This is a genomic window from uncultured Dokdonia sp. (assembly GCF_947492535.1).
Classification (GTDB): domain Bacteria; phylum Bacteroidota; class Bacteroidia; order Flavobacteriales; family Flavobacteriaceae; genus Dokdonia.
Map to the genome: position 1 here is coordinate 520630 of NZ_CANLNH010000001.1, position 25163 is coordinate 545792.

Annotated in this window: 27 protein-coding genes and 1 tRNA gene; 13 read left to right on the forward strand and 15 right to left on the reverse strand. The window is 34.5% G+C overall.

What is annotated here, in order from left to right:
• Positions 1-31: 31 nt before the first annotated feature.
• A complete protein-coding gene (locus Q1A60_RS02380) occupies positions 32-2593 on the reverse strand; it encodes a BamA/TamA family outer membrane protein (RefSeq protein ID WP_299763589.1) in 2562 nt (853 codons plus the stop codon).
• A 38-nt stretch (positions 2594-2631) separates the two neighbouring features.
• Here Q1A60_RS02380 and Q1A60_RS02385 point away from each other — a divergent pair, with 38 nt between their 5' ends.
• On the forward strand, positions 2632-3381 hold the full coding sequence (locus tag Q1A60_RS02385; protein ID WP_299763591.1) for an RNA methyltransferase: 750 nt from the start codon (positions 2632-2634) through the stop codon (positions 3379-3381).
• Here the strand turns inward: Q1A60_RS02385 and Q1A60_RS02390 are convergent.
• Together Q1A60_RS02390 and ubiE are read right to left on the reverse strand one after the other, a co-directional pair.
• On the reverse strand, positions 3368-4072 hold the full coding sequence (locus tag Q1A60_RS02390) for a porin family protein (protein ID WP_299763593.1): 705 nt from the start codon (positions 4070-4072) through the stop codon (positions 3368-3370). The two genes, Q1A60_RS02385 and Q1A60_RS02390, sit on opposite strands and share 14 nt — an antisense overlap.
• A gap of 4 nt (positions 4073-4076) precedes the next feature.
• Positions 4077-4805 (reverse strand): bifunctional demethylmenaquinone methyltransferase/2-methoxy-6-polyprenyl-1,4-benzoquinol methylase UbiE, encoded by a 729-nt coding sequence (gene ubiE / locus Q1A60_RS02395; protein WP_299763595.1) that lies wholly within the window; start codon positions 4803-4805, stop codon positions 4077-4079.
• A 234-nt stretch (positions 4806-5039) separates the two neighbouring features.
• Between ubiE and trkA the strand changes: the two genes are divergently transcribed.
• The 7 genes from trkA to Q1A60_RS02430 all read left to right on the forward strand — a co-directional run bounded on the left by trkA (position 5040) and on the right by Q1A60_RS02430 (position 12098).
• Complete coding sequence (gene trkA, locus Q1A60_RS02400) at positions 5040-6389, forward strand: Trk system potassium transporter TrkA (protein ID WP_299763597.1); 1350 nt, start codon at positions 5040-5042, stop codon at positions 6387-6389.
• A gap of 12 nt (positions 6390-6401) precedes the next feature.
• A complete protein-coding gene (locus Q1A60_RS02405) occupies positions 6402-7898 on the forward strand; it encodes a potassium transporter TrkG (protein ID WP_299763599.1) in 1497 nt (498 codons plus the stop codon).
• Between the two features lie 2 nt (positions 7899-7900).
• Positions 7901-8875 (forward strand): YpdA family putative bacillithiol disulfide reductase, encoded by a 975-nt coding sequence (locus tag Q1A60_RS02410; RefSeq protein ID WP_299763601.1) that lies wholly within the window; start codon positions 7901-7903, stop codon positions 8873-8875.
• Between the two features lie 29 nt (positions 8876-8904).
• Positions 8905-9840 (forward strand): citrulline utilization hydrolase CtlX, encoded by a 936-nt coding sequence (gene ctlX / locus Q1A60_RS02415; RefSeq protein ID WP_299763603.1) that lies wholly within the window; start codon positions 8905-8907, stop codon positions 9838-9840.
• Positions 9841-9854: 14 nt separating this feature from the next.
• Positions 9855-10265, forward strand: a complete 411-nt coding sequence (locus Q1A60_RS02420) for an Rrf2 family transcriptional regulator (RefSeq protein ID WP_299763605.1) — start codon at positions 9855-9857, stop codon at positions 10263-10265.
• A gap of 350 nt (positions 10266-10615) precedes the next feature.
• Positions 10616-10693: transfer RNA gene (locus tag Q1A60_RS02425), tRNA-Pro, on the forward strand.
• Between the two features lie 286 nt (positions 10694-10979).
• On the forward strand, positions 10980-12098 hold the full coding sequence (locus Q1A60_RS02430) for an MBL fold metallo-hydrolase (RefSeq protein WP_299763607.1): 1119 nt from the start codon (positions 10980-10982) through the stop codon (positions 12096-12098).
• 1 nt (position 12099) lies between these two features.
• On the opposite strand, the gene Q1A60_RS02435 is transcribed toward Q1A60_RS02430, so the two are convergent.
• Both Q1A60_RS02435 and Q1A60_RS02440 read right to left on the reverse strand, forming a co-directional pair.
• Positions 12100-12531 carry a cytochrome c gene (locus Q1A60_RS02435; protein WP_299763609.1) on the reverse strand — a complete coding sequence of 144 codons (432 nt, stop codon included), beginning with the start codon at positions 12529-12531 and terminating at the stop codon, positions 12100-12102.
• A gap of 4 nt (positions 12532-12535) precedes the next feature.
• Entirely contained in the window at positions 12536-13654 is a 1119-nt protein-coding gene (locus tag Q1A60_RS02440) for a PQQ-dependent sugar dehydrogenase (protein WP_299763611.1), read from the reverse strand.
• Between the two features lie 257 nt (positions 13655-13911).
• Between Q1A60_RS02440 and trxB the strand changes: the two genes are divergently transcribed.
• Both trxB and Q1A60_RS02450 read left to right on the forward strand, forming a co-directional pair.
• Positions 13912-14874 carry a thioredoxin-disulfide reductase gene (gene trxB, locus Q1A60_RS02445; RefSeq protein WP_299763613.1) on the forward strand — a complete coding sequence of 321 codons (963 nt, stop codon included), beginning with the start codon at positions 13912-13914 and terminating at the stop codon, positions 14872-14874.
• 232 nt (positions 14875-15106) lie between these two features.
• A complete protein-coding gene (locus tag Q1A60_RS02450) occupies positions 15107-15898 on the forward strand; it encodes a hypothetical protein (RefSeq protein ID WP_299763615.1) in 792 nt (263 codons plus the stop codon).
• A gap of 179 nt (positions 15899-16077) precedes the next feature.
• Here Q1A60_RS02450 and Q1A60_RS02455 read toward each other — a convergent pair whose 3' ends face one another.
• The 8 genes from Q1A60_RS02455 to Q1A60_RS02490 all read right to left on the reverse strand — a co-directional run bounded on the left by Q1A60_RS02455 (position 16078) and on the right by Q1A60_RS02490 (position 22069).
• Positions 16078-16815: a head GIN domain-containing protein gene (locus Q1A60_RS02455; protein ID WP_299763617.1), complete on the reverse strand. Its 738-nt coding sequence runs from the start codon at positions 16813-16815 to the stop codon at positions 16078-16080.
• Positions 16816-16934: 119 nt separating this feature from the next.
• Positions 16935-17480: a hypothetical protein gene (locus Q1A60_RS02460; protein ID WP_299763619.1), complete on the reverse strand. Its 546-nt coding sequence runs from the start codon at positions 17478-17480 to the stop codon at positions 16935-16937.
• An 18-nt stretch (positions 17481-17498) separates the two neighbouring features.
• On the reverse strand, positions 17499-18272 hold the full coding sequence (locus tag Q1A60_RS02465; protein WP_299763621.1) for a DUF3471 domain-containing protein: 774 nt from the start codon (positions 18270-18272) through the stop codon (positions 17499-17501).
• 10 nt (positions 18273-18282) lie between these two features.
• On the reverse strand, positions 18283-18732 hold the full coding sequence (locus Q1A60_RS02470) for a nuclear transport factor 2 family protein (protein ID WP_299763623.1): 450 nt from the start codon (positions 18730-18732) through the stop codon (positions 18283-18285).
• A 44-nt stretch (positions 18733-18776) separates the two neighbouring features.
• Positions 18777-20516, reverse strand: a complete 1740-nt coding sequence (locus Q1A60_RS02475; RefSeq protein ID WP_299763625.1) for a PspC domain-containing protein — start codon at positions 20514-20516, stop codon at positions 18777-18779.
• Positions 20513-20854, reverse strand: coding sequence for a PadR family transcriptional regulator (locus tag Q1A60_RS02480; RefSeq protein ID WP_089373066.1), 342 nt, complete (start codon positions 20852-20854; stop codon positions 20513-20515). Before Q1A60_RS02480 ends, Q1A60_RS02475 begins: the two co-directional genes overlap by 4 nt.
• A 130-nt stretch (positions 20855-20984) precedes the next feature.
• Positions 20985-21533: a hypothetical protein gene (locus tag Q1A60_RS02485; RefSeq protein WP_299763627.1), complete on the reverse strand. Its 549-nt coding sequence runs from the start codon at positions 21531-21533 to the stop codon at positions 20985-20987.
• Positions 21533-22069: a DUF4870 domain-containing protein gene (locus Q1A60_RS02490; RefSeq protein WP_299763629.1), complete on the reverse strand. Its 537-nt coding sequence runs from the start codon at positions 22067-22069 to the stop codon at positions 21533-21535. The genes Q1A60_RS02485 and Q1A60_RS02490 overlap by 1 nt, the downstream gene beginning before the upstream one ends.
• Positions 22070-22309: 240 nt before the next feature.
• On the opposite strand from Q1A60_RS02490, the gene Q1A60_RS02495 reads away from it, so the two are divergent.
• The 3 genes from Q1A60_RS02495 to Q1A60_RS02505 all read left to right on the forward strand — a co-directional run bounded on the left by Q1A60_RS02495 (position 22310) and on the right by Q1A60_RS02505 (position 24529).
• Positions 22310-22774, forward strand: coding sequence for a DUF4442 domain-containing protein (locus Q1A60_RS02495; RefSeq protein WP_299763789.1), 465 nt, complete (start codon positions 22310-22312; stop codon positions 22772-22774).
• A gap of 132 nt (positions 22775-22906) precedes the next feature.
• Positions 22907-24082, forward strand: a complete 1176-nt coding sequence (locus Q1A60_RS02500) for a GlmU family protein (RefSeq protein ID WP_299763631.1) — start codon at positions 22907-22909, stop codon at positions 24080-24082.
• A gap of 273 nt (positions 24083-24355) precedes the next feature.
• Positions 24356-24529 carry a hypothetical protein gene (locus Q1A60_RS02505; RefSeq protein ID WP_299763633.1) on the forward strand — a complete coding sequence of 58 codons (174 nt, stop codon included), beginning with the start codon at positions 24356-24358 and terminating at the stop codon, positions 24527-24529.
• A gap of 50 nt (positions 24530-24579) precedes the next feature.
• Here Q1A60_RS02505 and Q1A60_RS02510 read toward each other — a convergent pair whose 3' ends face one another.
• Together Q1A60_RS02510 and Q1A60_RS02515 are read right to left on the reverse strand one after the other, a co-directional pair.
• A complete protein-coding gene (locus Q1A60_RS02510) occupies positions 24580-24858 on the reverse strand; it encodes a hypothetical protein (protein ID WP_299763635.1) in 279 nt (92 codons plus the stop codon).
• Positions 24859-24873: 15 nt separating this feature from the next.
• Positions 24874-25161, reverse strand: coding sequence for a hypothetical protein (locus Q1A60_RS02515; protein ID WP_299763637.1), 288 nt, complete (start codon positions 25159-25161; stop codon positions 24874-24876).
• Positions 25162-25163 lie beyond the last annotated feature (2 nt).

Sequence of the window (25163 nt, forward strand, 5' to 3'; positions counted from 1 at the left end):
ACGATAACGTTTGAAAGTGTTATAACCCCTTTTAGAATGGGTAATTAATACCAATGTTATATACAGCATTCGAAAAATTATATTCTCGAAACCATCGATTTCCAGTTTCAAAAGCAGGATCATATGTTTTAAAACCAATATCAAATCTTACCAAGAAGAAATCAAAATCTAATCGAAGCCCAAAACCAGACCCAAGGGCTAAGTCACTTAAACTTGAAAAACCTCTAAATTGCGAATTTGGGTCGTCTACATTATCAAAAACATTCCAAATGTTTCCAGCGTCTAAAAAGAATGCGCCTTCAAAAGGACCTAATAAATCAAAACGATGCTCTATATTGAGTGCTAGTTTCATATTAGCTTCATTAAATTCATTAGGAGCACCACTACTACCCGGTCCTAATTCATACGCACGCCAAGCACGGTTATCATTAGACCCTCCTGCAAAAAAACTTCGTGTAAAAGGAATGTTATTTGCATTACCATATGGAATTGCTAATCCTCCAAAAGCTCTTATTGCAAGAATATTATTATGTCCTAAATCCCAATGTTTTGTATAATCAATTTCTGTTTTTGCATACTGAGAAAAAACAACACCAAGAATACGAGAGTTGTTATCTTCGTTCTTTGGCGCATTTACCAGACTTGAAGCTAGAGAAAGAGCATTGCCGGCAAGCTCTATACGAGTTCTTAATCTTGAAAAAGCATCGTCATATAAGTTTTCACGATTGTTATATGTATACGTAAAATTAAGAGCGAAAATTAAGTTGTCTTCTGTTAACCTGTTTTGGCGTTCGCGTATCGCATTTATTTCTGATACTTGTGCATCTGTAAATCCAGGAACAATGCCATTTTCTACATCATTAATCAGATTATCTGCTCCGTTAGGGATGGTAAGTGTAGGTGAGCTAGTTCCCTCTTCAAAATAATCAGGATTGATATTATCTATGTTAGATGCTGCAAGTGTATTTAAATCATCATAACTATTTCGATAAATATTAAAATAGTTGTTAGCATTTAGATTACGTACATACTGTATGTCTAATAGATCAAAGGTAAATGTGTTTGTAGCAGAAGGGGTCCAATTGTACGAGAGCCCCCCAGCAAAACTTTGTTTGTCTAATCCTATATTTTGTTGCACACTTGCTCCTAAATTAAATCGCGTATTGGGTTGCCACTCGGCTGGGATGAGTTTTGAAGTATTGAAAGGGAAAAATATCCTAGGAAAAACAAGATTGGCATTCAGTCCAATTTCAGAAATATTGAAAAAGCTATCGCTGTCATTTGCGGCATCATCAGAAGCTCCGATATTTCCTCTGGCTGAAATTTCTAACGTCTCTGCACCTTTAAAAATGTTACGTATCAATAAAGAACCAAACCCTGCAATACCTATATCCTGAATATTTGACGTAGAGACATCAAAATCAGCTCGGAACTTGTATTTTTCTAAAGGCGTTAAACGAATGTTTGCTATCAAATTAGTGCCTGTACTATCTTTAGGGTCTTGTTGATAGGTAATACTCGGATACTTAAAGGTGTTTAACCTACTTAAACGTGTTAAGGTTTGTGTTTTGTCAATATCACGATAGATAGCTCCAGGTTTAAGGGGAATAATATCTGTAATAGCATTCGTTCTATAATTTAATTTGTCGTAGACGTAAAACGTATAGCCATCGGCATTAATAGAATCTGCAAAAGGTTTGTTTTGATTTGCAAAACTGTAATCTGTATTAATATTAATCTCACTAACCTTATGAACTTTAAATGGGAAATCTACAATACTATCTTCTACAGTTTCCTTTCGGTTATCTATAATAATTTCAAGATTAGTTTTATTTCCCGTATTTACAGTATCACCAATAGCTCGAATACGGTCTGATTCAAAATGGTATAACCCATTATTTCTGAAGAGTTTTTCAATTCTTAATCTTTCAGCATCAAACTTTAACTTTTGATAAGGTTCTCCTTTTCTTAGAAAAGATTCATTTTTATGTGCTGTATATATAGAATCTGCTACGGGTGAAGCAATAATAGGAGTGATAGTGTCTAGCAGATAAGGTTTATGACGTGTCACATTATAATTTACAGTAGCAAGCTGGTTACTATCTCTTGCTATCGTATAATCTACTTCTGTATTGAAATATCCATTGTTTATGTAAAACTTAGCTAGATTATTAGCTGATTTTTTTGTGAGGATTTCATTGACAATGGTAGGGGGTTCTCCTGTTTTTTTAACACCTGAATTGAAATCTTTTTTAAATTTTCTAAAAGATTCTACTTGCTTTCGCGAAAGCAAACGAGTCCAGAAATTTCTGCGTCCATCATTTTTTGCACGTTGTGCATCAAGTATCGAATCTATATTAGGACGGGCCCAATTATAAATATAGAGTCTAAAAGGAGAGCCAGCAACCTTAGTGTTAGGTTGTTGGTACAAGAAATTGTACAATCGTTGGTCAGTAATTTTTTCACCATCGACCGTAATTGTATTGTCTGTAAGTAAAAAATCTTCCTTAGGAACTCGTTTTGTGGCATTACAACCAACAAGTAGGATCGCTAGAAGAATAAATAATGATATTTTTGTAAATAGTTGTTTCAAGTGGGTGTTGATAATAAATCAAAAGTACATTTTATATAGTGTTAAGCAAAAGTAATAGTAAACGAATAACGGGATTACACCAAAAAAAGTGCCGTAAACGCGAAGGGGTCTTTGTTGCCGAAGGCATAAAAGTAATAAATGAACTTTTAGAATCATCATTTGAACTAGAAGCCATCTATAGTATTGATCGTTCTGCCTTGCAGCTCTCTAAGGAGCATGAAGTTGTTTTTCAAGATATTACTCCAGCGGAACTAAAGAAAATAAGTTTTCTTAAAACTCCGCAAACAGCACTTGCGCTGTTTAAAATTCCTGCTCAAGTAGCAAATACAAGAGATGGAATCACAGTGCTTCTTGATGACGTTAGAGACCCCGGTAATCTGGGAACCATTATTAGATTATGTGATTGGTTTGGCGTAAAGAACCTTATATGCTCTCCCCAAACAGTAGATTGTTACAATCCCAAAGTAGTGCAAGCTACTATGGGATCCTTATCTAGGATTACTATTTCGTATACAGATATACAAGAATATCTAAAAGAAGAACACCGTGCTATTTATGGAACGTTTATGGATGGGACAACGATTTATACAGCATCACTTCCTAAAGAAGCAGTGATTGTCATGGGAAATGAAGCTAACGGAATTTCTGAGGCTATAGAGCAATTGGTAACTCACAAAATTGCAATTCCTCGTTTTGGGCAATTACAAAAAACAGAAAGTCTAAATGTAGCAACAGCAACTGCTATTTGTTTAAGCGAATTTAAACGCGGTATCGCTATTGAAAAGTAAAATTCAAGAAAACACCTCTAGAAGACAATTTACTAATGTTCCCTGTCCACGGGCTATTAGCAACATTATCTCTTACAAGCTCATCTGATGTAGCAAATATACCACGAATACTAGGCGTGAGTTTGAAAAAGTAAAGATATAGCTCGATACCAAATCCTACTTCGTAAAAGAAAGGATTTGTGGTGGTTCTAAATTGTCCTGCAAAGTTATCATCAGGATTTTTTTCATTACTAGATAAATTGGTAGCAGTAGAAATTCCAAACGTAACAAATGGCCTTACATTGTTGAGGCGTTTTGTGTTTATTTTTAATAGTAAAGGAAGGTATATGTAAGTGGCAGGGACTTCTCTTAACAAGTCATTTTCACCTTCAAACCTAGGATCTGGCGCATATGTTAAATCTCTACGTGTAAATGATAATCCAGGTTCAAAGCGTAAGTCTATATATTCTGATAATCGCAAACTTCCTATGAGACCTACATTAAAGCCTATAGATCGTGTTACCTGAATATCTTCTTGTTGTTCTATATAGTCAAAATTATAATCAAAGGAATTAAACCCTAAGTAATATCCCCAACGTATTGGTTTTTTATCAAAATTTTGTTGATTTTGAACACGAGGCTTTGTAAGCCATTGTGCATTGGATGCTTGCGAAAAAATGAAGCAAAATATGATGATAATAAATACTCTCATGAATTTATTTTGAAGCTGTATAAATGGTGGCCACACCAAATGTTTGTGGATTATCTTTCACGTTGGTAAACCCAATTTTACGTAAAATATTGTTTAACACCTCTCCAAAAGGAAAAACAGAAGCACTTTTGCTTAGATATGTATACGCTTCTTTATCTTTTGAAAATAAACGCCCAACAGCAGGTAAAATCACATTAGAGTGAAATTTATATCCCTGTTTAAAAGGTGTTTTCGTAGGGACAGATGTCTCTAAAATCACAAAAATACCTCCAGGTTTAAGTACGCGATAAATTTCTCCAAGTCCTTTTTCTAAGGTCTCAAAATTACGTACACCAAAAGCAACTGTAATGGCATCAAAACTATTATCGTCAAAGGGCATAGCTTCACTATCTGCCTGAATCATTTCGATACGATCATCAAGACCACCTGTTTTTATTTTTTTACGCCCTACAGAAAGCATGCCTTCAGAGATATCAAGCCCTACTAATTTTGTAGCGCCACTTTTTGCAAGATTTATGATAAGGTCTCCAGTTCCTGTAGCTATATCAAGAATACTATCAGGTTTTGTGTCAGTGACAAGTTGTACTACTTTTTTACGCCATTTTACGTCAATTCCAAAAGAAATGACTCTATTAAGACCGTCATAGTTGCCAGAAATAGTGTCAAACATTTGCTCGACTTGCTCTTTTTTTGACTGATTTGTAGAATTATATGGCGTTACCTTTTTGGACATGGCATATTTTTTGACAAATATACGGCATCAATAGCGAAGATGATAAAGGACGTATCTAAAAAGAAAGTGCGATCTTCAGATTTTTTAGTATTGCTATTAATAGGTCTAGTATTGATATGATTATAAGGTGTTTTTGCTTTCGCGAAAGCGTATAATGTATAATTATCTATGTGATACTAACATAGTTCTTATCAATCGTGTATCTTTGTATCACTTTTCAGTTCATTATATTATATGAAAATTATTATTGCAGGAGCTGGTGAGGTGGGCTTCCATCTGGCCAAACTGCTATCATACGAGTCTCAGGACATTACACTTATAGACACCAATAAAGAAAGCCTAGCGTATGCAGATACGCATTTGGATATTAGGACTATTAAGGGCGATGCTACTTCGATTGCTATACTACAAGATTCTAGAGTAGAAAATGTAGACTTAGTTATTGCAGTTACTGCTAGTGAAACTACAAACATTACGGTTTGTGTACTCGCTAAGCAATTAGGTGCTGCACGTACTATTGCTAGAATTTCAAATACAGAATTTATAGAACATAAAGAACTTGCAGGTTTTTCTAAATTTGGTATCGATGAGTTGATTTCGCCAGAGAGTTTAGCAGCATCAGAAATTGAATTATTACTAAACCAAAGTGGATTTAGTGATAGTTATGAGTTTGAAGAAGGGGCACTTACTATGGTAGGGACTACCTTATCTCGTACGGCATCCTTTGTAGGGAAAAGTGTAAAAGAAGCAGCTACTATTTTTCCAGAGTTACATTTTATGCCTATCGCAATACAACGCTTAGGTACTCAATATACACTAATACCTCGTGGTGATACCGTTTTTAAAGAAGGCGATCAAGTCTATTTTATGACCATTCAAGGTGGGGTAGAAGAACTCTATAAACTTACTGGAAAAGTGCGCCAAAACATTAAAAATGTAATGATCTTAGGCGGAAGTAATATCGGTTTTAAAACCTGTAGGGATTTATGCTCTCATAAATTTAATGTAAAACTAGTAGAACGCGATAAGGATAAAGCAATAGATCTAGCAGATATCCTCCCCAAAGCATTAGTGATTAATGGAGATGGGCGTAACGTAGAGTTACTAGAAGAAGAAAATATTCAAGATATGGATGCCTTTATCTCTGTGACTGGAGATAGTGAGACCAATATTATGTCTTGTTTGGTAGCAAAATCAAGAGGGGTTAAGAAAACAATTGCGCTGGTGGAAAACATGGATTACTTCCAGTTATCACAAAGTATAGGAATTGATACACTTATCAATAAGAAGTTACTGGCAGCCAATAATATCTTTAGATATATCCGTAAAGGGGAAGTCGTAGCCATGACAAAACTCAATAATATGAATGCTGAATTATTGGAGTTTATCGTAAAGCCTACTTCTGAAGCCGAGGGCAAAAAAATTAAGGATATTGATTTTCCTAGATCTGCAACCATAGCAGGCGTGGTACGTAATGGCGCAGGTATTATTGCGCTAGGTGATTTTAAAGTGACCGCAGGAGATCGAGTTGTAGTATGCTGTTTGCCACGATCTATCAAGCAAGTAGAAAAAATGTTTGTTTAAACAGATATGTAAATGCCAAAACTTAATTATAAGATCATTTTTCATTTAATGGGGCTACTATTACTTTTTAATGGTGGTTTTATGTTGATTTCTGCTCTTGTGAGTTTTATTACAAAAGATGGGGTCGCACTACAGATTACGGCTTCTGGATTATTAGCATTATTTGCAGGAATGTTATTAATGTTTATGACGAAAGATCATAAAAAGGAAATCAAAAAGCGAGAAGGGTATATTGTAGTGACATTTGGTTGGTTATTTATGTCACTCAGTGGAATGCTACCGTATTTGGTTACAGATGCAATTCCATCCGTAACCGATGCTTTCTTTGAAACGATAAGCGGATATACAACAACAGGTGCAACTATCCTTACTGATATAGAATCATTACCTAAAGGAATTCTTTTTTGGAGAAGTACCACCCATTGGATTGGAGGGATGGGAATTATTGTTTTAGCAATAGCAATATTACCGTTGCTGGGTATTGGAGGGATGCAACTTTTTGCAGCAGAAGCCCCTGGGCCTAGTGCAGATAAATTACATCCAAGAATTACAGATACAGCAAAGCGATTATGGCTTATTTACTTTGGATTTACCGCTGCTGAAACGATAGCACTCAAGCTAGCAGGAATGTCGTTTTTTGATGCAATAAACCATGCAATGAGCACCTTGTCTACAGGAGGTTTTTCTACTAAAAATGCAAGTGTAGCCTATTGGAATGATACCCCTCTCATACAGTATATTATTATATTCTTTATGCTTTTAGCAGGGATGAACTTTGTCTTAAGTTATTTTGCATTTAAAGGAAAAGTTCAGAAAATAATTAAGGATGATGAGTTTAAGTTATATATGACTTTTGTTTTTGGTTTTACACTTATTACAGCATTGGTTGTCTACTTTAGAGCAGATGTAAGTGTATCTACAATAGATCATCCTATGGTATTAGGTGCTGGAGAGAGTGCATTTAGACATGGTCTTTTTCAAGTACTGGCTGTAATTACGACGACTGGATTTGTAACAGCAGATTTTACCATGTGGACACCATTTCTAACAGTGATCTTTTTTGGATTAATGTTCTTGGGAGGATCAGCAGGATCAACATCAGGAGGTATTAAAGTCGTTCGTCATTTATTGACCATACGAAATGCCTTTATAGAGTTTAAACGCACTTTACATCCTAATGCTATTTTACCTGTACGATATAATACACGTTCGGTAGATCGAACCATTATCTTTAACATATTAGCCTTCTTTATTCTGTATATGCTTTCTTGGATTGTAGGAGCAAGTGTATTGGGTGCTTTGGGGTTAGATTTTGTAACTGCTTTAGGAGGCGCAGCATCTGCTCTTGGTAATGTAGGACCCGCTTTTGGAGATTTAAGCCCAGTAGATAGTTATAATAGTTTGCCAGGAGCTGGTAAATGGTGGCTAGCATTTTTAATGCTTATAGGTCGTCTAGAATTATTTACAGTATTAATTTTACTAACGCCTTTCTTCTGGCGTAATAGATAACTATGCATTTATTAGAAACATATGACCTAGTCATTATAGGAGGAGGACCTATAGGACTTACTTGCGGAATTGAAGCTCAAAAAAAAGGACTATCATATATCATATTAGAAAAAGGAGTTTTGGTGAATTCTTTATATAATTTTCCAGAACAAATGACTTTTTTTAGCACGTCTAAATTATTGGAAATAGGAGGTGTTCCTTTTATATCGCATACAGATAAACCTACGCGTAAAGAAGCATTAGAATATTATAGAAGGGTTCAAGAAAGTTGGCACTTAAATTTGAAACTCTACACAGAAGTCTCTTCAATGACTCCAAAAAATAATGGATATCATATAGCAACAAATAAAGGAGATACATTTACAAAATCTGTAGTGATATGTACAGGGTTTTATGACACTCCGAGAGCATTAAATATACCTGGCGAAGACTTACCTAAGGTAACTCATTTTTATAATAGTCCGCATCCATATGTAGGTCAGAAAATAGTAGTGATTGGAGCTGCAAATTCAGCCTGTGATGTAGCATTAGAAACCTACTATAAAGGCGCAGATGTTACCATGGTTATTCGCAAGTCTGAAATCTATCCCAAAACAAAATATTGGATAAAACCCAATATAGAAAATAGAATCAAAGAAGGAGCTATCAAAGCCTATTTCGAAAGTGATGTTGTTGAAATTAAAAAAGATACTGTTGTAATACAAACCCCAGAAAGAATCGTAGAAATAGAAAATGATTTTGTGCTTGCTATGATAGGGTATAAGCCTAATTACAACCTATTTGAAAAGTTGGGATTACCCATTACTGATGATGCGACCAAAGTGCCTATTCACAATCAAAATACGTTAGAGACTCCCCTTAAAAATGTATATGTAGCAGGTGTCATAAATGCTGGTCTCCAGACGAGTAAATTATTTATAGAAAATACACGTGAACATGCTGCTATAATTTTGGAAGATATTGATAGTAAATTGTAGCTTTACAACTTCATTATATCTTTTTTAATATGAGTCAAACTACAGATACCATTTTAATGATTCGTCCTGTGCATTTTAGGATGAATGAACAAACAGCAGTCAATAACTATTATCAAAAAGTAGTTGATAATGTGACCCCAGAAAAACTTTTACAAAATGCACAACAAGAATTTGATGATTTTGTAAGAAAGTTAGAAGCTGTAGGTATCAATGTTGTGGTTGTAGATGATGCAAAAGAAACTGATACTCCCGATGCCCATTTTCCTAATAACTGGATAAGCTTTCATCAGAATGGGAAAGTAGCTATGTATCCAATGTTTGCAGAAAATAGACGTACAGAAAGACGTGAAGATATTTTTGACGTATTAGAATCTAAAGGTTTTAGTATTACAGATATCATCGATTATTCTTCTGCCGAAGACGAAAATCTATTTTTAGAAGGAACAGGGAGTCTGATTTTAGATCGTGTAAACCGCAAAGCGTATTGTGCACTTTCACCTAGAGCAGACGAAGAAGTACTTATAGAATTTTGTGAAGATTTTGAATACACCCCTGTTATTTTTACAGCAAATCAGACTGTAAATGGAGAACGATTACCGATTTATCATACCAATGTGATGATGTGTATTGGAGAAAAAGTATCTGTGATATGCTTAGATTCTATAGATGATAAAAAGGAACGAAAAAATGTGACAAAACATCTTAAAGAAGACGGAAAAGAGATTATTGCCATTACAGAAAAACAAGTAGTACATTTTGCAGGCAATATGCTAGAGCTTAAGGGAACAAATGACACCCCATATTTAGTAATGAGTAATGCAGCATATCAAAGTCTTACGAAGAAGCAAATCGATCAAATCGAAAACCATGCAACAATACTCTCAAGTTCTCTTGATATTATAGAAGCTTGTGGAGGAGGTAGTGCGCGTTGTATGATGGCAGAAGTCTTTCTTCCAAAAAAATAACGTATTTTGGTCGTATGCTTTCGCGAAAAACAAAATATGGACTAAAAGCGCTCACGTACATTGCGCGTCAGGAAGAGAATTCTATGGTTCTTATTCAAGATATTTCTGAAGCAGAAGATATATCAAGAAAATTTTTAGAAAGCATCTTACTTTCATTAAGAAAAGCTGGTTTTTTAGGAAGTAAAAAAGGCAAAGGTGGAGGCTATTATCTCATAAAAGAACCTAAGGAAATAAAAATGGCAGCGATTATCAGAGTCCTAGAAGGACCTATTGCCATGTTGCCCTGTGTGAGCTTAAATTTTTACGAAAAATGCGATGATTGCCCTGATGAAGGGAGATGTACAGTACATGGGCTTATGAGAGAAGTGAGAGATAGCACATTGCATGTACTTGAAAATAAGACCCTTGCTGACCTTTTAGTATAAAAAATTAAATTCCTAGTAATTATGTAGGAAATTGTATATATTAGCTTATAATTAAGCACAATGATATTGTCTTAGAAAGATGTCTTTTTTAACTGTGTTTGTAGTTTTCATAGTTATTATTTAACTCAAAAACTCTGAGTTGACATTTAGGTTATATTTTTTTAGTAGGATTTAAAAAGCAACCAATATCTTTCTTTCAATAGTAATTGTGCTTTTTTCTTTCTTATAGTTGATTTCTTTCAAGTTCTCAATGCCATTAACTAAATTTTCTTCAAATTTCTGTTTAGTTTTAAAAACTAAGTAAAATCAATATAGCTTAATTATTATATTTGTTTTCGCGAAAATACATTCGGGATGTGGCGCAGTCCGGTTAGCGTACACGGCTGGGGGCCGTGTGGTCGCAGGTTCAAATCCTGTCATCCCGACCAAGCAGAAAAGTGATTTACGAATGTAAATCACTTTTTAATTTTAGAGAGTATTCAAAACCTAGTTTTGATAAACGATCAAAAATTAAAAAGTAGAAAGCGTAGCTTCACTTTTGTATTTGCAACAAAGAGTTTATGAGGATTCTATAAATCCTGTGTTAGTGCTCAAAACCTAGTTTTGATAAACGATCGAAAATTAAAAAGTAGAAAGCGTAGCTTCACTTTTGTATTTGCAACAAAGGGTTTATGAGGATTGTAGATTACTACCTATCTTTATCAAAAAACGACTATGAGTAAAAGAAACTTCCCATTCTTACTATTCCTATTTTTAATGAGTTGTGTCACGATACAAGCTCAATCTCCAAAAATAGAATACATAGCACATGCTGCCTTTGTTATAGAATCTTCTCAAGGTACACGAGTTGTCCTAGATCCATACCATAGCTATAGACAGATGGGATTTACGTTTCCAGAAGATATTTCTGCCGATTTTGTATTAATTACTCATCCGCATTATGATCATGATGGAAGTCAGTATTTTAGTAAAAATACTCCTGTTTATCGAGATGCTGGAGCCTATCAGTTTAAAGATATTGTATTTAAAGGAATAGCTAGTAAGCATAGCTTTGCAGAACAGATCGGAAAATCTGGAAACCAAAATTATAATACGATTTGGGTTGTTGAAGTAGACGGAATTAAAATCGCACATTTAGGAGATAATGAAGTGCCAACGACCGAAGAAGTAAAACAGCTTGCAGATGTAGATTATATTATAGGACATCCACGAGATGCATATTTTACATTATTTCCTAATGCGGTATATATTCCGAATCATTATTTACTTCCTGAAATCACAAAACATAAAAACTGGATGCAGCCCGTAGATGGATGGTTAACGGATAAAAAAGGAGTAGTACAGTTAGCTACAAATACGTATAAACTTATTCAAGATGAGGCTTCTACAAAAATTTTAGTTTTTACACCTTCATCATTCGTTCAAGAATGGTCACAAGAATATTATGCTGCATTAGCTGCAATGAAAGAAGGATCCGAATTACAGAAAGCATCCGGAGATTTCGAAATGATACTTACGGCTTATGATAAAGCGATAATGCTTGCGCCTTATGTAATGGACGGATATTATGCAAAGGCTGTTACGCTTTCGCGAAAGCAAAATTATCAAGAAACTATAGCGGTACTACAAAAAGCTTTCGTTGCCGTGCCTGACATGGACTGGGGAGTAGAAGCAAAAGCCAGAGCATTATTAGCAGAAGCTTATATAGCAACAAATCAATCAACGTTGGCATACAGCCAATATGTATGGCTCAGTAGGCATGATAGGATTGTAAATCGTATGACTATAGAGAAGGCAGAAGCGTTTATAAAAAACTATCTAGCGAATAAGTAATTTATTCTTTAGTTACTTTTTTTACGTGTTCTTCAGTGACCATTTCGTCATGTGAATTTCCCCAGCTATTTAAAATGTAATTCATAACGTCTGCAACTTCATCTTCATAGAGACCTAGTGCTGCCATAACGCCGTTATACGTTTCGCCATTTACTTTGATCTCACCCGTTTGTCCATACTTTACGACACGTATGGCATTTGTGATATTATTTTTTGTTAACCAATCAGATTTTGCAAGAGGAGGAAACGTTTTAGGAATACCTTCTCCTTTTCCTAAATGACATTGTACGCAATATTCTGTATATACTTCGGCACCTCGTTCAATACTTTCTTTAAGAGGGTCTTGAGAGGTAGTGTATACCGGAGATTCCTTTTGTAATGTAAATCCCATTAATAAACAACCTATGGCACTTATAATAAGTAGCTTTTTCATGAAATTATTTTTTAATCATACGTGCAATTCCTGCTCCTTCTATTCCTAAGTATATGTAACCATCAGGTCCCATTACCACATTACGCATACGACCTGCATCTGCAAGTAGTTTTTCGCGACCCACTACAGTATTTCCTTTTAAAATAAGACGTTCTATATATTTGAATTTAAGAGATCCTACTAATAAACTACCATCTAAATCTCCATATTTACTATTAGAAACAAAATCCATTCCGCAAGGCGCGATAGAAGGAACCCAATAATAAATAGGTTGTTCCATTCCAGCTTTTTCTGTCATGTCTGTAAATGACGTTCCGCTGTAATTAATTCCGTATGAAATAACAGGCCAACCATAATTTTTGCCAGCTTCTGGAATGTTTACTTCATCACCACCACGAGGTCCATGTTCATGGGTCCATACAGCTCCTGTTTTAGGATGTATTGCCATTCCTTGAGGATTACGGTGTCCATAAGACCAAATGGCTTCTTTAGCTCCAGATTGCCCTACAAAAGGATTGTCTTTAGGAATACTACCATCATCATTAAGTCTATATACTTTCCCTCCATCACGTGTAATATCTTGAGGATTTTCATCACGTGCTCCACGATCGCCTATGGTGAAGAATACATGCCCTTTGTCATCAAAAACAATTCTAGATCCAAAGTGATGGCTCTTTCTTGTGTTAGGACTTCCTTTATATAATACTTCTTGATTGATAAGTGCTGTTCCCTTAAGTTTTGCACGCATTAAGGCTGTGTGTGCTCCTTCACCATCACCTTCGACAGAGGAGTAGGTAATATATATCCATCCATTCTTTTTATAATCAGGATGTAGACGTATATCTAGTAGTCCACCTTGGTTACGGCTTGATACTTCTGGAACACCTGTAATCATTGTTTTTGTACCGTTTTTAAAATGAATGAGCTCTCCACTTTTTTCAGTAATAAGCATAGCACCATCAGGTAAAAAAGTAAGCCCCCAAGGATTTACAAGCTCTGGGACTACCATTTCGATAGTATAATTGTCATTTTGTTTTAATTCGAAATCGTTGGTTCTAGTTTCTTGAGCACAGCTTAAACTTGTGATCACTAGCATGAAGATAAAAAGGAACTTATTTTTCATGGTTTAATTTTTCCGAAAAATACTCAATATTCTTCAAATGTGGTGCAATCTTAACATTATCCTATAGTTTAAAACTGAGATGTCATTATAGGTTGTTATTAAGTTATAGGTTTTCTTGATAACATCTTTGTAAGGATATAGCTTAAAAAGCTACTTTTGTAGTCTTAACTTAGTATTTAATTTAATAAGTGAATCTGAGTCTGTACCTATTGTACGCTCCTGCCTGCCGGCAGGCAGGTTCGCGAAAGCATAAAAATATGGAAATCGAACACGTAAAATGCTTAATTATTGGATCAGGACCTGCAGGATATACTGCGGCTATTTATGCAGCAAGAGCAAATATGGCACCTGTATTATATCAAGGAATGCAACCTGGAGGCCAATTAACAACCACAAATGAAGTAGAAAACTTTCCTGGATACCCTGATGGAATTACTGGACCTGCTATGATGATCGAGTTGATGAATCAGGCAAAAAGATTTGACACAGATGTACGTGACGGATGGATCACTAAAGTAGATTTTTCTGGAGATGTACATAAAGTGTGGGTAAATGGAGAAACAGAAATTCATGCTGATACGATTATCATATCTACAGGAGCTACTGCAAAATATTTAGGATTAGAATCAGAACAAAAATACTTAAACCTTGGAGGTGGAGTATCTGCTTGTGCAGTTTGTGATGGTTTCTTCTATAAAAATCAAGAAGTAGTGATTGTAGGTGCTGGAGATTCGGCAGCAGAAGAAGCACATTACTTATCGAAACTTTGTACTAAAGTAACCATGCTTGTACGTCGTGATGAATTTAGAGCTTCTAAAATTATGGCAGCTCGTGTTAAGAATACAGAAAACATAGAGATTCTGTTTAATACAGAAACTGATGAGGTACTTGGAGACGGACAGGTAGTAACAGGTGTTCGTGTTTTTAATAATAAAACACAAGAGAAGCATGAAATACCTGCAACAGGATTTTTTGTAGCGATAGGACATAAGCCTAATACAGATATCTTTAAAGACTATTTAGATCTAGATGCAACAGGGTATATCATTAATGAACCTGGAACATCAAGAACCAATGTGCCTGGCGTATTTGTTTCTGGAGATGCAGCAGATCATGTGTATCGTCAAGCAATTACAGCAGCAGGAACAGGATGTATGGCAGCACTAGATGCTGAGCGTTACCTTGCCGCAAAAGAAAGCGTCGTAGAGGCAGAAGCGTAAGAAATTTCTATATAAAGTATGAAAAGTCCTTCTTAGTTTAAAACTAAGAAGGACTTTTTATTTGTAATAAATTACTTGTAATTTGTTTTTTAATTTATTGATTATTAATATGTTAAAAATATTTGATTTCTAATTCAGGTATAAATACGCTGTTTTTAAACGAAGACAAGTGTCAACTTTGTGTTTAACAATAATGAGCTCGTTGTTAAACAAAATATCTAAAATAGAAATTATGAAAAAATCACAATCAAATTTATTACACTACATTCATGTATTGTTAGAAAGTGATAAAGACCTAAAGGCTTTTATCAAAAATCCAGCAAAAGCGGCAGAGCATGAGGATAATGGACTCACAAAAGCTGAACGTTCTGTATTGAGAAGAACAGTGGCACATTTACCAAGTACGTCAAAAAGTAATTTTGCAATGACACGTACATTAAGTTCCTATAGACGGTCTTTACGATTACTTCAAAATGTATTACATAATTCAGGAACTAAGATGATGGGAGATGTACTCTCTAACGGTACAGTTACTGAAGATAATACGGTATTTTATCTTGTTGTAAATTATCCTAATATGGATAGTGGAGAAAGTCTTGATTTTACCTGTGAAACAAATGATGATGTTAATAAAATAGGTGGGCCTTATGCAAATGCGCAGTCTTTTCAAATTGTATTTGGATCTGGTAGCACCACTATAGAACGATTAGTTTTAGGGGCAAGTCAGGCATTTCCAAGTATTATTAGTTATGAGACAGTAGACATAGGAGGAAAGCCTTATATCTCTAGTATTACTATTAATGGTAGAACATTAAAAGCTGATCTTAGCAACGCTTGCTATGACCTTAGTACTAATCCGGATGCAGACTTTGTCTTTTGGTTTTACTCTGTAAATGGAGTAGCAAATCCTAATACATCTGGAAGTGTAGGAATGAGTTTTGCAGATTACCAATTACAAAGTGGAGACACTGTTTATTTACAATTGATAGCTCCAGATAAGACATATGGTTTCCAACCATGTTAGTATAATTTTCATTTGAAAATTATGTGTTAGTTGCTATGTACAATCACGTATGATAAAGATAGGGTTGTACATTATAAAAAAGCCCGCAATAGGATTGCGGGCTTTCGTGTGAATCAAGAGCAGTGATTGCACACGTACATTGATTGGTCTGTTTGTTATATATTAAAAGTAGGTTTTGTTTATTCTTTTGCAGAAACACTCCCTCCAGAGTAACTCTTCTTAGGCTTATCTACTTCTTTAGGATTTCCCCAGTAATCTATATCTCCTCCACTAGAAGCACGTGCTCGTAATTTATCGGTTACTTTAATATCTATGTTACCTCCACTAGAAGCACTTGCATTTGCATATTTTGCCCTCAATTCTTTAGCATTTATGACACCTCCTTGAGATACATCTGCGTCTAGTTGTTCTGAGCTTCCAGCAAGGCGTATAGATCCTCCGCTACTTACATTTGTATTTATGTTACGTACAATAGCTTCGGCTTTTATAGATCCTCCACTAGATACATTAAGGCTTAAATCTTCTCCTTTTAAAACTTCTTTTGTTACGATGTCTGCCCCACTACTTGCTTTTATAGATTGTAGATTTCCTACATAGGTCACAAATACTTTTTTGGAAGTTGCACTACGTATGTTATGTTCAGAGTAGATTTTTAAAGTGCTTCCTTTTACATAAATATCTGCTAGTTCAATGATGTTTTCATCTGCTTCTACAACGACAGATACTTCTGATCCTTTTTCTAAATATACATCCCATCCATTTCCAGCGGCTACACCGTCAAAGTCTTCAGTGATGTTAAAGTTTTCTGTTTGTACATTTCCGTTTCCTCGCACTTGATTAAATGAGCCGTCAAAGACACAAGATGTTACCAAAAGCGAAGTAAGTACTCCAATCATAAATTTAATTAGTGTTGTCATGATTCCCTTGTTTTTATTGTTTAATTGATTGTGATGAATGATTCCTCTTTTTTTATTTACTGTAAAAGTGCCCCATTATACGCTTTCGCGAAAGCGTAAAAAGCTCAATTGTTATTTTTTTAGGCTGAACTGTGATTTTTCTTAGTTACATATTGAACAATAATTCTTGGAAGCTTATATGCAATCGTGAATAGTGTCCAAAAAATGATTCCAAATAGCAATGGGAGTATTGCTCCAAATACATACGTCATTCCTAGTATGTATCCTAGTAAGCATTCAGGTCTATATATAGGAACAAAAAAGGATGCTACTATCAGACTTAACGTCATATACATAGGTATTGTTTCTGAACCTGTAGTAAACGAATAGGATAATAGAGCTGCATATAGAAAAAATCCTATAAATCCATAGATAGTAGATGATGTATTATTTTTAGTTTCTTCTTTAAGTGTTCTAAGATATACTAGATATAATAACCCCCAAGTAACTATAGGTATTGTGATAGCTCCCCACCAGTTTGAAAATCCTGGATACGCGTCGTTATGTAAAATATAATGTGTGGGGACACCTTCATGAAAATAATCCCAAGCTAAAAATGCCCACATCAGTATACTTACAACTAATGTAATGACTAATCTGTTTTTAAATGTGAGGTCTATCTTCATGATTTCTAAATGTTTTTGCTATTCTACACGAGTAGCTTCTTCTACATTTTTGCCATTTTCTAATACAATGAATTTTTCAATGCTTCCATCTTTTCTTGCTACAAACTTTAACGCGATAGGCGCTTGAGGATGCGCAAAAGTATCTGTTGATTTTGCTACTAAATCTGCTTGCATGTTTCCAGCATCAAGATGCATAACGCCATCTTTTATAGATATGGTTACACTTCCTGTTTGAGGTGCTTTGTAATTGCCGGCATAACGTGCAAGCAATTCAGTAGCCACTTTAATTCCATTGGTGTTTATCTCTGGTGCTTGGTGATCATAACTCAAAACACGAGATATTTTCCACCCTGCGTCTTCTTTAAGCCACAGATGTGTAAATTGAGACACTTCGGTTTTATATAGTTCTTTACCAGATTCTTTGATAAAGAATTCATGGACTCCTTTTTGAATGGCTCCATATAAAGTTCCGTTTTTACGAAGTGGAAAAACAGAAAGACTATTAGGTACTAATTTGCGAATGGGTTTTTTAGTCTCATCGCACATGTTTGTTATAAAGGAAGTTATAAACGTATCTTTCCCTTTGGTAATACCGCCTTTATCGTGAAAGAATTCAAGATCTTCACTTAAGGCTGTGTTCATAGCTTCTTTACTACAGTTGTTGAAACCTTCTTCAAAAAGTAGAGCATCCATTTTTTGTAGTTCTAGAAATAATTCAGAATCCTGCGAGATCTGAGCCAGACTCAAAAATGGGATGAAAAGTGCTATGATGATTGATTTATATATAGTCATTGATTGATTATTAATGTAAACTAATTACTTCTGCAATTTCCCACTTGGTATCATTTACTTGCCTCCAAATCATAATAAACTTGGTAGGTGTAGCGTTTGCATTAGGTTCTTGATTATTATAAAAAGAATGCAATCCCATGGCAACAGCACCAAAATCTTTAATCGCATGAACTTCTAAACTTTCTGTAACGAGTGTACGAGTCACTTTGTTACAGATATTACGTTCAATACTATTTATGATATCTTGCTTTACTGTGCTAAGTCCTCCATTATCGTGATAGAACTTTATATCATCAGCATATAAGTTTGCTTGTGTTTTTAGATCACAGGTGTTATATGCATCAAAATATTGTTTGTCAAGTGCTGCGATTGTTTTGAAAAGCTCAGAATCTTTAGCTACTTGTGCCATACCTATAAAAGGGATGAAGAGAAGAAGTCCTATGAGTTTTGCAGTGGTCATTAATTTGTTTTTTGATTGATGAATGAATACTAATTGCTTTTTTGTTAAATACTATCTCTTTCCCTAGTTGATTTTTCTAGGGTGTCTTTTTTCCAGTCTGTATTTTCTGTAGACTCATCTCTTTCCCAATCAGGAATTTCTTGTCCTTCTTCATAAGAACGTTGTTCCCAATCATCTTCTCTATAATTAGTAGAATTATCTTGTTCAGTACAGGTGTCACATACTAGCTTACCTCTTTTCATATGTAAGAATTTCTCTTCATTACCATTATCTAATAAGTCTCTGTATCGATTATTATTACGGTGGTAACTATACGTATTTTCATCTGCATAGAGTGTGGTGCCTTCAGGAAGGTATAAGATAACTTGTACTTCTTGGTTTCTAAATTTACTACTTGCTACGGTTGTAAAGAATCCATCTAAGTATAATGTATTATCTATGACTTCAAAGTTATAGTCTATACGACTTGCTTCTTCTTTCGCTGCAGAAAAGCTACGTCCGTTTGTTTCTTTTTGAATTTTCAGATAGGCATTGTCTTCTGTTGTGCTACGTACAATAAGGCGTACATTACGTCTCATATAAACACGTTCTCCATTATTGTCATACTCTACTAGAAAACTACTAGAACGACGTAACTCTCCAGGAAGTAAGTCACTGCCTTGCATTCTCAATGTTAAGGTATCGTTTGTAGTAATTGCAAGTGTTTCTTGAGTCGTTACTTTTCCTGTAAATGAATGCTCTGTCGCTTCACGTATCCCTATAACTCCTAAGCCAATAACAGATAATAACCAGATACCAAGTAACGATAGTTTTCCAGCGAGAGGCATTGATTTTAAATTACCTGCTAATATTTTTAATCCTAAATAGAAAAGGAAGAAAAAAGGAATACCTACGGCAAAGAATGTTAATAATGAAGCCAACCAAAGCGGTATACCAGCTGTGTGTATATAGTCTCCATAATTACCAAGGTCGCCATAAAATATATCAAATGTACCTGCGGTAAATAACCCTACAAATAGAGAGATAACAACAGCCGCTCCTGTGATAATAAAGAGTACACCAATGATTTTGGCAAGTACCTTTAAGAAGAACATTATGATTTTACCAATGGTTTGAAAAAAACCTTGTGCTCCTTTTTTAGCTTGATTCCCATATTTATCATAGTCTACATTTTTTACTGCGTCAGCCACATTTTCAAATCCTTCTTTTACTTTTTCTTGAATATTGTCAATGTTAACTGCCTTTCCCGTCATTGAGAGTTTATCGGCTGTAGAGGTTGCTTCAGGCATTAAAATCCATAATAAGATATAGATCAAAATTGGAGATCCAAATCCTACTAATACTAGGAATACCCATGCTAGGCGAATCCATATAGAATCGACACCAAAATAATGACCTAAACCACTAGAAACACCACCTATATAGGCATTATCTACATCCCTATATAGTTTTTTGCCACTTCCAGAAGATTGTGTTCTTTTAGATTTTTTACTTTTTGGAGCATCTTCAAAGATGTCGTCATCTACCATATAATCTTCGGGTTGTCCCATTACGGCAATCACTTCATCTAGCTCTTTTGTGCTTATTACTTGACGCGCATCTTGAATTTTAGCGCTAAAAAGTTCAGAAATACGAGCTTCTATATCTGCAATAATTTCATCTTCTCCCGTAACGCCCTCAAATGAACGTTTGATCGCAGTGAGATAGCGTTGTAATTTGGCATACGCATCCTCATCTATATGAAAGAAAATACCGGCTAAATTTATATTTACTGTCTTGTTCATTTTTTTGATTTTTTTGTTGAGGTTACTACCGTTACTGCGGTTTGTAATTCGTCCCAGGTGGTTGTGAGTTCATTTAAAAAGAGTTGTCCTGTTTCCGTAAGCCCATAGTACTTACGTGGGGGTCCGCTTGTGGATTCTTCCCAGCGATAATTAAGCAATCCCGCGTTCTTAAGCCGTGTAAGTAGTGGGTAAATTGTACCTTCTACTACGAGTAATTTAGCATCTTTGAGTGTGTCTAAGATTTCGGCTACGTAGGCATCGTCGTCTTTTAATACAGACAGGATGCAATACTCTAGCACGCCTTTACGCATCTGTGCTTTGGTGTTTTCAACCTTCATAGATTTCCATTTTAATATGCGTTAAACTGTTCATTTTTTGATTGTTCTAAACAAATGTTTAGATAATTTGATTGATTGTAATTGATGATGAATTTTCTTTATACGCTTTCGCGAAAGCGTATATCGATTTTTAATTATAAACCAGAGGTTTGATAATTGTTTGATCTGTAAATACCAATACAGTTATAAAAAAACTAATGATAAAATAATTGATGAGATTAAATTTCCAGTGATATTTATAGGTCGATGCCATTTTATAAACTAATCCAAATAATAGCAATGATACAAGAATAGGTAAGGTCATTTTTCCAATACCTAGTGATTCACTTATACGTGCTTCATCATTTGGATTAAATAACGATATCGCGGCTGCTAAAAAACGTTGAATAAACGCGATAAATAATAATATATATACATATTTGTTGTCTTTTTTACGTAAAACATAAAAGAATATTCCAGCGGTAATGATTGTAAATATGGGGCCTGCTGCACTTACTAATTGTCGTTCCCAGTCATGTGCATAGGACCCTTCTGAAAGTGTCACTGTATTTAATGTCATTGTCATATCATATCCTAATAGCGTGCCCATTATGTAATGCGCTAACTCATGAAAAATGAAGGATAGAAGTACAAAGATTCCAATCGTTAGAATAAACTTTATGTCAATAGTATGATTCATTATTCTTCTGTCTTATCCGTTTGTTCTGTTGTTTCTTCTGCTGAACTATTAGATATTTCCTCTACTGTAGAAGCTTTAATAAAATTTATGGATAATGGATATTTATAATTCTTTCCATTAGATGCAGTGATAGCTGCAGAAATAACACTTACAATTTCAAAAATTGCTAATCCTAATGCGAGAGTTCCTACTATAATTGCAATGATTAGTAACGTACTCATATTTGCAAAATCTCCATGAGTATGGAAATGATCATTAATAATAATATGTCCATTTGTGCCTTCTAATTTAATTGCTTGCCATACAAAAAATGGAATACTAATAATAACAAGTGCAATCGTATAAATAAGAATACTTAATTGAAAATTAATTGCATCTCTTCCATGTTCTTCTACAAATCGTGATTTGTTTTTTTGAGCACTCCATAAAATGAGAGGAGCGATCAAATTACCAAAAGGAATAAACCACTTACTAAAAGTAGATAAGTGTATAAATGTGCTAAGATTTTTGTGGTGTGTTGTTACGGTGCTTTCCATTACTTACTAATTTCTTATACAAATATATGTCTTTTAAAAGGTATTATGTTACGCATAGTACTAAAAATTAACATTTTATTAACTTTTATCGTATTGATTGATTTGATTTAAAATGCTGTTTATTAGTATTTTATATTAAATTTTGTGATTTTGATATTTTTTTAAAAATATAAAGCTGTTGTGTTCATGTCATAAAGTATGACCTAAAATTAATCACTATTTTTGTAGCATATGAATGATATGAAGATTTTGAGTGCAAGGAAATTTAATCTATTTACGATGCTTAAGTTGCCAGCAGCATGGTTAACTGGCGTACGATTAAAAACCATAAATGAAAACGTTAGCACAGTACAAGTAAAACACCGATGGATTAATCAAAATCCATTTAAAAGTATGTTTTGGGCAGTACAAGGAATGGCTGCCGAACTTTCTACAGGTGCCTTAGTGATTTCATATATTAGAAATAGTAATGAGAAGATTTCTATGCTAGTCGCTTCCAATAATGCTTCTTTTACTAAAAAAGCAACAGGAAGAATTACATTTACTTGTGAAGATGGTGTCAAGATAAAGGAAACCATTCAAAGAGCTATCGAGACAGGAGAAGGACAAACCTGTTGGATGAAAGCTATAGGGACTAATACAGAAGGAATTCAAGTAAGTGAGTTTAATTTTGAGTGGACCGTGAAGGTGAGATCAAAAAAGTGATTTTGCATACAGTCTTTGTTTTAACTTCATCCCCTTTCTTTTATTTTTCTGTTTCAGAAATGGTTGTGATTCCTCGTATTTCTAATTTCTAATTTCTACTTTCGTAGTTCTAACAATCAAGCGTGTCGTATCATGAATTATATTCTTTTTGACGGAACAGTTCGTAACCAATTATTACCCTTTACATATACGCGTCCCGTAGCCGATATTCGTATAGGAATTCTCACGATACGAGAAAAATGGGAACGATTTTTAGGATATACTACGTCTACAGTAACTGAAGAATACCTTAGTGATAAATGGCCTATGGTAGAATTTCCAGAGAATGTGATGATCAACGCCTCTTATTTACCAACACCTAACCTGGTGACTATTATAAAAGGAATGACAGAGGGGCAAGCTATTTTTGATGGAGAAGAAGTGATTGCATTCTACACAAAAGAAGATCAAGAAGTAGATTTTGACACCTATGATATTATTGAATATACCTTTGAAGATTTATTTAAAATCGAGCATACTTGGGATATCTTCTCTAAAAATGCCAGAGCTATAGCAGAAGACTATGCGTTGCTTACAGAAGAAAGAACATCACAGCCTATTCCGCAAATGGTAGTGGCATTAAATGCTGCAGATATCTTTATAGAAGAAGGTGCAAAACTTCCCTTATGTTCTTTGAATGCGGAAAATGGTCCTATCTATATAGGGAAAGATGCAGAGATCATGGAAGGATCTATGATACGCGGCCCGTTTGCTTTGTGTGAGCATGCTACAGTAAAAATGGGTGCAAAGATATATGGAGGTACTACCGTTGGACCACATTGTAAAGTAGGGGGTGAGGTAAATAATGTAGTGTTGTTTGGATATTCGAGTAAAGGACATGATGGATTTTTAGGAAATACAGTACTAGGAGAGTGGTGTAATATCGGAGCCGATAGTAATAACTCCAATCTTAAAAATAATTATGCTTCTGTAAAATTATGGGACTATGAAACGGGTCGTTTTGCAAATACTGGATTACAGTTTTGTGGTTTAATGATGGGAGATCATAGTAAGTGTGGTATTAATACCATGTTTAATACAGGTACCGTTATTGGAGTAGCTACTAATATTTTTGGTAGCGGATTCCCTCGTAATTTTGTGCCTTCATTTCAATGGGGAGGCGCCAACGGATTTGTAACGCATCTTCCTAAAAAAGCCTATGAAACAGCTCGTATTGCTATGGCACGTCGTGATATAGAATTGACCGAACAAGATGAGGCCATTTTAAATCATGTATTTGAAGAAACAAAACAATACAGGAGAGAATAGTTTTATGTTACTGAAAATCTTAGCTTTAACTATAATTAAGAGGTGATCTATCTGTTTTAACAATTTTAGATAACTCCTTTTGAAACTATTGCTTACTATTCACAATATAATTTTTCAAATAAAATATGTAACTAATTGTTAATTAATAAGTTATGTTGTTTTTTCTTTATTATTTTACTTACATTTAAGAACCTTAATTAGTGAAGAAATGACACAATCCTTGAGTGTCACATTAAAGATCAAGGTTTATATTATTTGTTTAAAAAATTATTTATGAAAAAATTAGAGAATTTAGGAAAAACCTTAAAAGTGCTAGAGCAAAAATCTGTTAATGGAGGAATGCATCCGCCTACGACTAACTTCGTATGTATAGAAAATTTTCCATTTATATATTATGTAAATGAAGGAGAATTATGTAGAGATGGTAGTGTGCCTCTTTGTCCATAATTTAAAATCATATATCATCCAGATATTAAGTGTCTGGGTGATATATTCTATTACTTAAAACTTTTAAACCACCAACTCCAATCTATACCAGTAGCTATAAAATATACAATGACTAATGATACGATCGTAATGAGAATAAACTTTTTCTGTTCTTGTTTCTTTTCTTTTTGAATACAATCTCTAATTTCTTGTAACTGCTCTGGAGTTGCTTTTTTAGTAAAACGATTTGTTTCATCTTTTGAAGAGGCGTAAGAGAATTTTTGCTTTTTACGCTTAGGTAGTAATGCTCTATTCGCTTCTAATTGTTTATTTACCGACCCATGATCCATATGATATACTAATATTTAAATATAATTTTGATCCTTTAAAAACCATAACGCAGTCGCTAGTATGATAAAAATGACACCACCTATTAGGAGTAGTGTCTTATTTCTTTTTCTATGTTGAGATTCCATTTCAGTCTTGATCTTATGTAGAAGTTCTGGACTCGCTTTTTTAGGGTCAACATAACGTGTTATCTTACTTGTTAGTGAAACACTTCTTTTAGATTCAGGACGTTGCGCCCTATTGTTTTTAATAAGTGTTCTCCCCAAAGCTGCAAAACCAATACTATTTATGTTTAGTCTTCTCATAG

Bases quoted from the DNA above. Each gene is read 5' to 3' on its own strand.
- Q1A60_RS02515 (WP_299763637.1), bottom strand. From the start codon at position 25,161: ATGAGAAGACTAAACATAAATAGTATTGGTTTTGCAGCTTTGGGGAGA.
- Q1A60_RS02430 (WP_299763607.1), top strand. From the start codon at position 10,980: ATGAGTAAAAGAAACTTCCCATTCTTACTATTCCTATTTTTAATGAGT.
- Q1A60_RS02420 (WP_299763605.1), top strand. From the start codon at position 9,855: ATGCTTTCGCGAAAAACAAAATATGGACTAAAAGCGCTCACGTACATT.
- Q1A60_RS02505 (WP_299763633.1), top strand. From the start codon at position 24,356: ATGAAAAAATTAGAGAATTTAGGAAAAACCTTAAAAGTGCTAGAGCAA.
- Q1A60_RS02410 (WP_299763601.1), top strand. From the start codon at position 7,901: ATGCATTTATTAGAAACATATGACCTAGTCATTATAGGAGGAGGACCT.
- Q1A60_RS02405 (WP_299763599.1), top strand. From the start codon at position 6,402: ATGCCAAAACTTAATTATAAGATCATTTTTCATTTAATGGGGCTACTA.
- Q1A60_RS02500 (WP_299763631.1), top strand. From the start codon at position 22,907: ATGAATTATATTCTTTTTGACGGAACAGTTCGTAACCAATTATTACCC.
- Q1A60_RS02455 (WP_299763617.1), bottom strand. From the start codon at position 16,815: ATGACAACACTAATTAAATTTATGATTGGAGTACTTACTTCGCTTTTG.
- Q1A60_RS02450 (WP_299763615.1), top strand. From the start codon at position 15,107: ATGAAAAAATCACAATCAAATTTATTACACTACATTCATGTATTGTTA.
- trkA (WP_299763597.1), top strand. From the start codon at position 5,040: ATGAAAATTATTATTGCAGGAGCTGGTGAGGTGGGCTTCCATCTGGCC.
- Q1A60_RS02390 (WP_299763593.1), bottom strand. From the start codon at position 4,072: ATGAGAGTATTTATTATCATCATATTTTGCTTCATTTTTTCGCAAGCA.
- Q1A60_RS02510 (WP_299763635.1), bottom strand. From the start codon at position 24,858: ATGGATCATGGGTCGGTAAATAAACAATTAGAAGCGAATAGAGCATTA.
- Q1A60_RS02480 (WP_089373066.1), bottom strand. From the start codon at position 20,854: ATGAAGGTTGAAAACACCAAAGCACAGATGCGTAAAGGCGTGCTAGAG.
- Q1A60_RS02465 (WP_299763621.1), bottom strand. From the start codon at position 18,272: ATGACTATATATAAATCAATCATCATAGCACTTTTCATCCCATTTTTG.
- Q1A60_RS02475 (WP_299763625.1), bottom strand. From the start codon at position 20,516: ATGAACAAGACAGTAAATATAAATTTAGCCGGTATTTTCTTTCATATA.
- Q1A60_RS02495 (WP_299763789.1), top strand. From the start codon at position 22,310: ATGAAGATTTTGAGTGCAAGGAAATTTAATCTATTTACGATGCTTAAG.
- Q1A60_RS02460 (WP_299763619.1), bottom strand. From the start codon at position 17,480: ATGAAGATAGACCTCACATTTAAAAACAGATTAGTCATTACATTAGTT.
- Q1A60_RS02485 (WP_299763627.1), bottom strand. From the start codon at position 21,533: ATGAATCATACTATTGACATAAAGTTTATTCTAACGATTGGAATCTTT.
- ctlX (WP_299763603.1), top strand. From the start codon at position 8,905: ATGAGTCAAACTACAGATACCATTTTAATGATTCGTCCTGTGCATTTT.
- Q1A60_RS02490 (WP_299763629.1), bottom strand. From the start codon at position 22,069: ATGGAAAGCACCGTAACAACACACCACAAAAATCTTAGCACATTTATA.
- Q1A60_RS02470 (WP_299763623.1), bottom strand. From the start codon at position 18,732: ATGACCACTGCAAAACTCATAGGACTTCTTCTCTTCATCCCTTTTATA.
- Q1A60_RS02440 (WP_299763611.1), bottom strand. From the start codon at position 13,654: ATGAAAAATAAGTTCCTTTTTATCTTCATGCTAGTGATCACAAGTTTA.
- trxB (WP_299763613.1), top strand. From the start codon at position 13,912: ATGGAAATCGAACACGTAAAATGCTTAATTATTGGATCAGGACCTGCA.
- ubiE (WP_299763595.1), bottom strand. From the start codon at position 4,805: ATGTCCAAAAAGGTAACGCCATATAATTCTACAAATCAGTCAAAAAAA.
- Q1A60_RS02435 (WP_299763609.1), bottom strand. From the start codon at position 12,531: ATGAAAAAGCTACTTATTATAAGTGCCATAGGTTGTTTATTAATGGGA.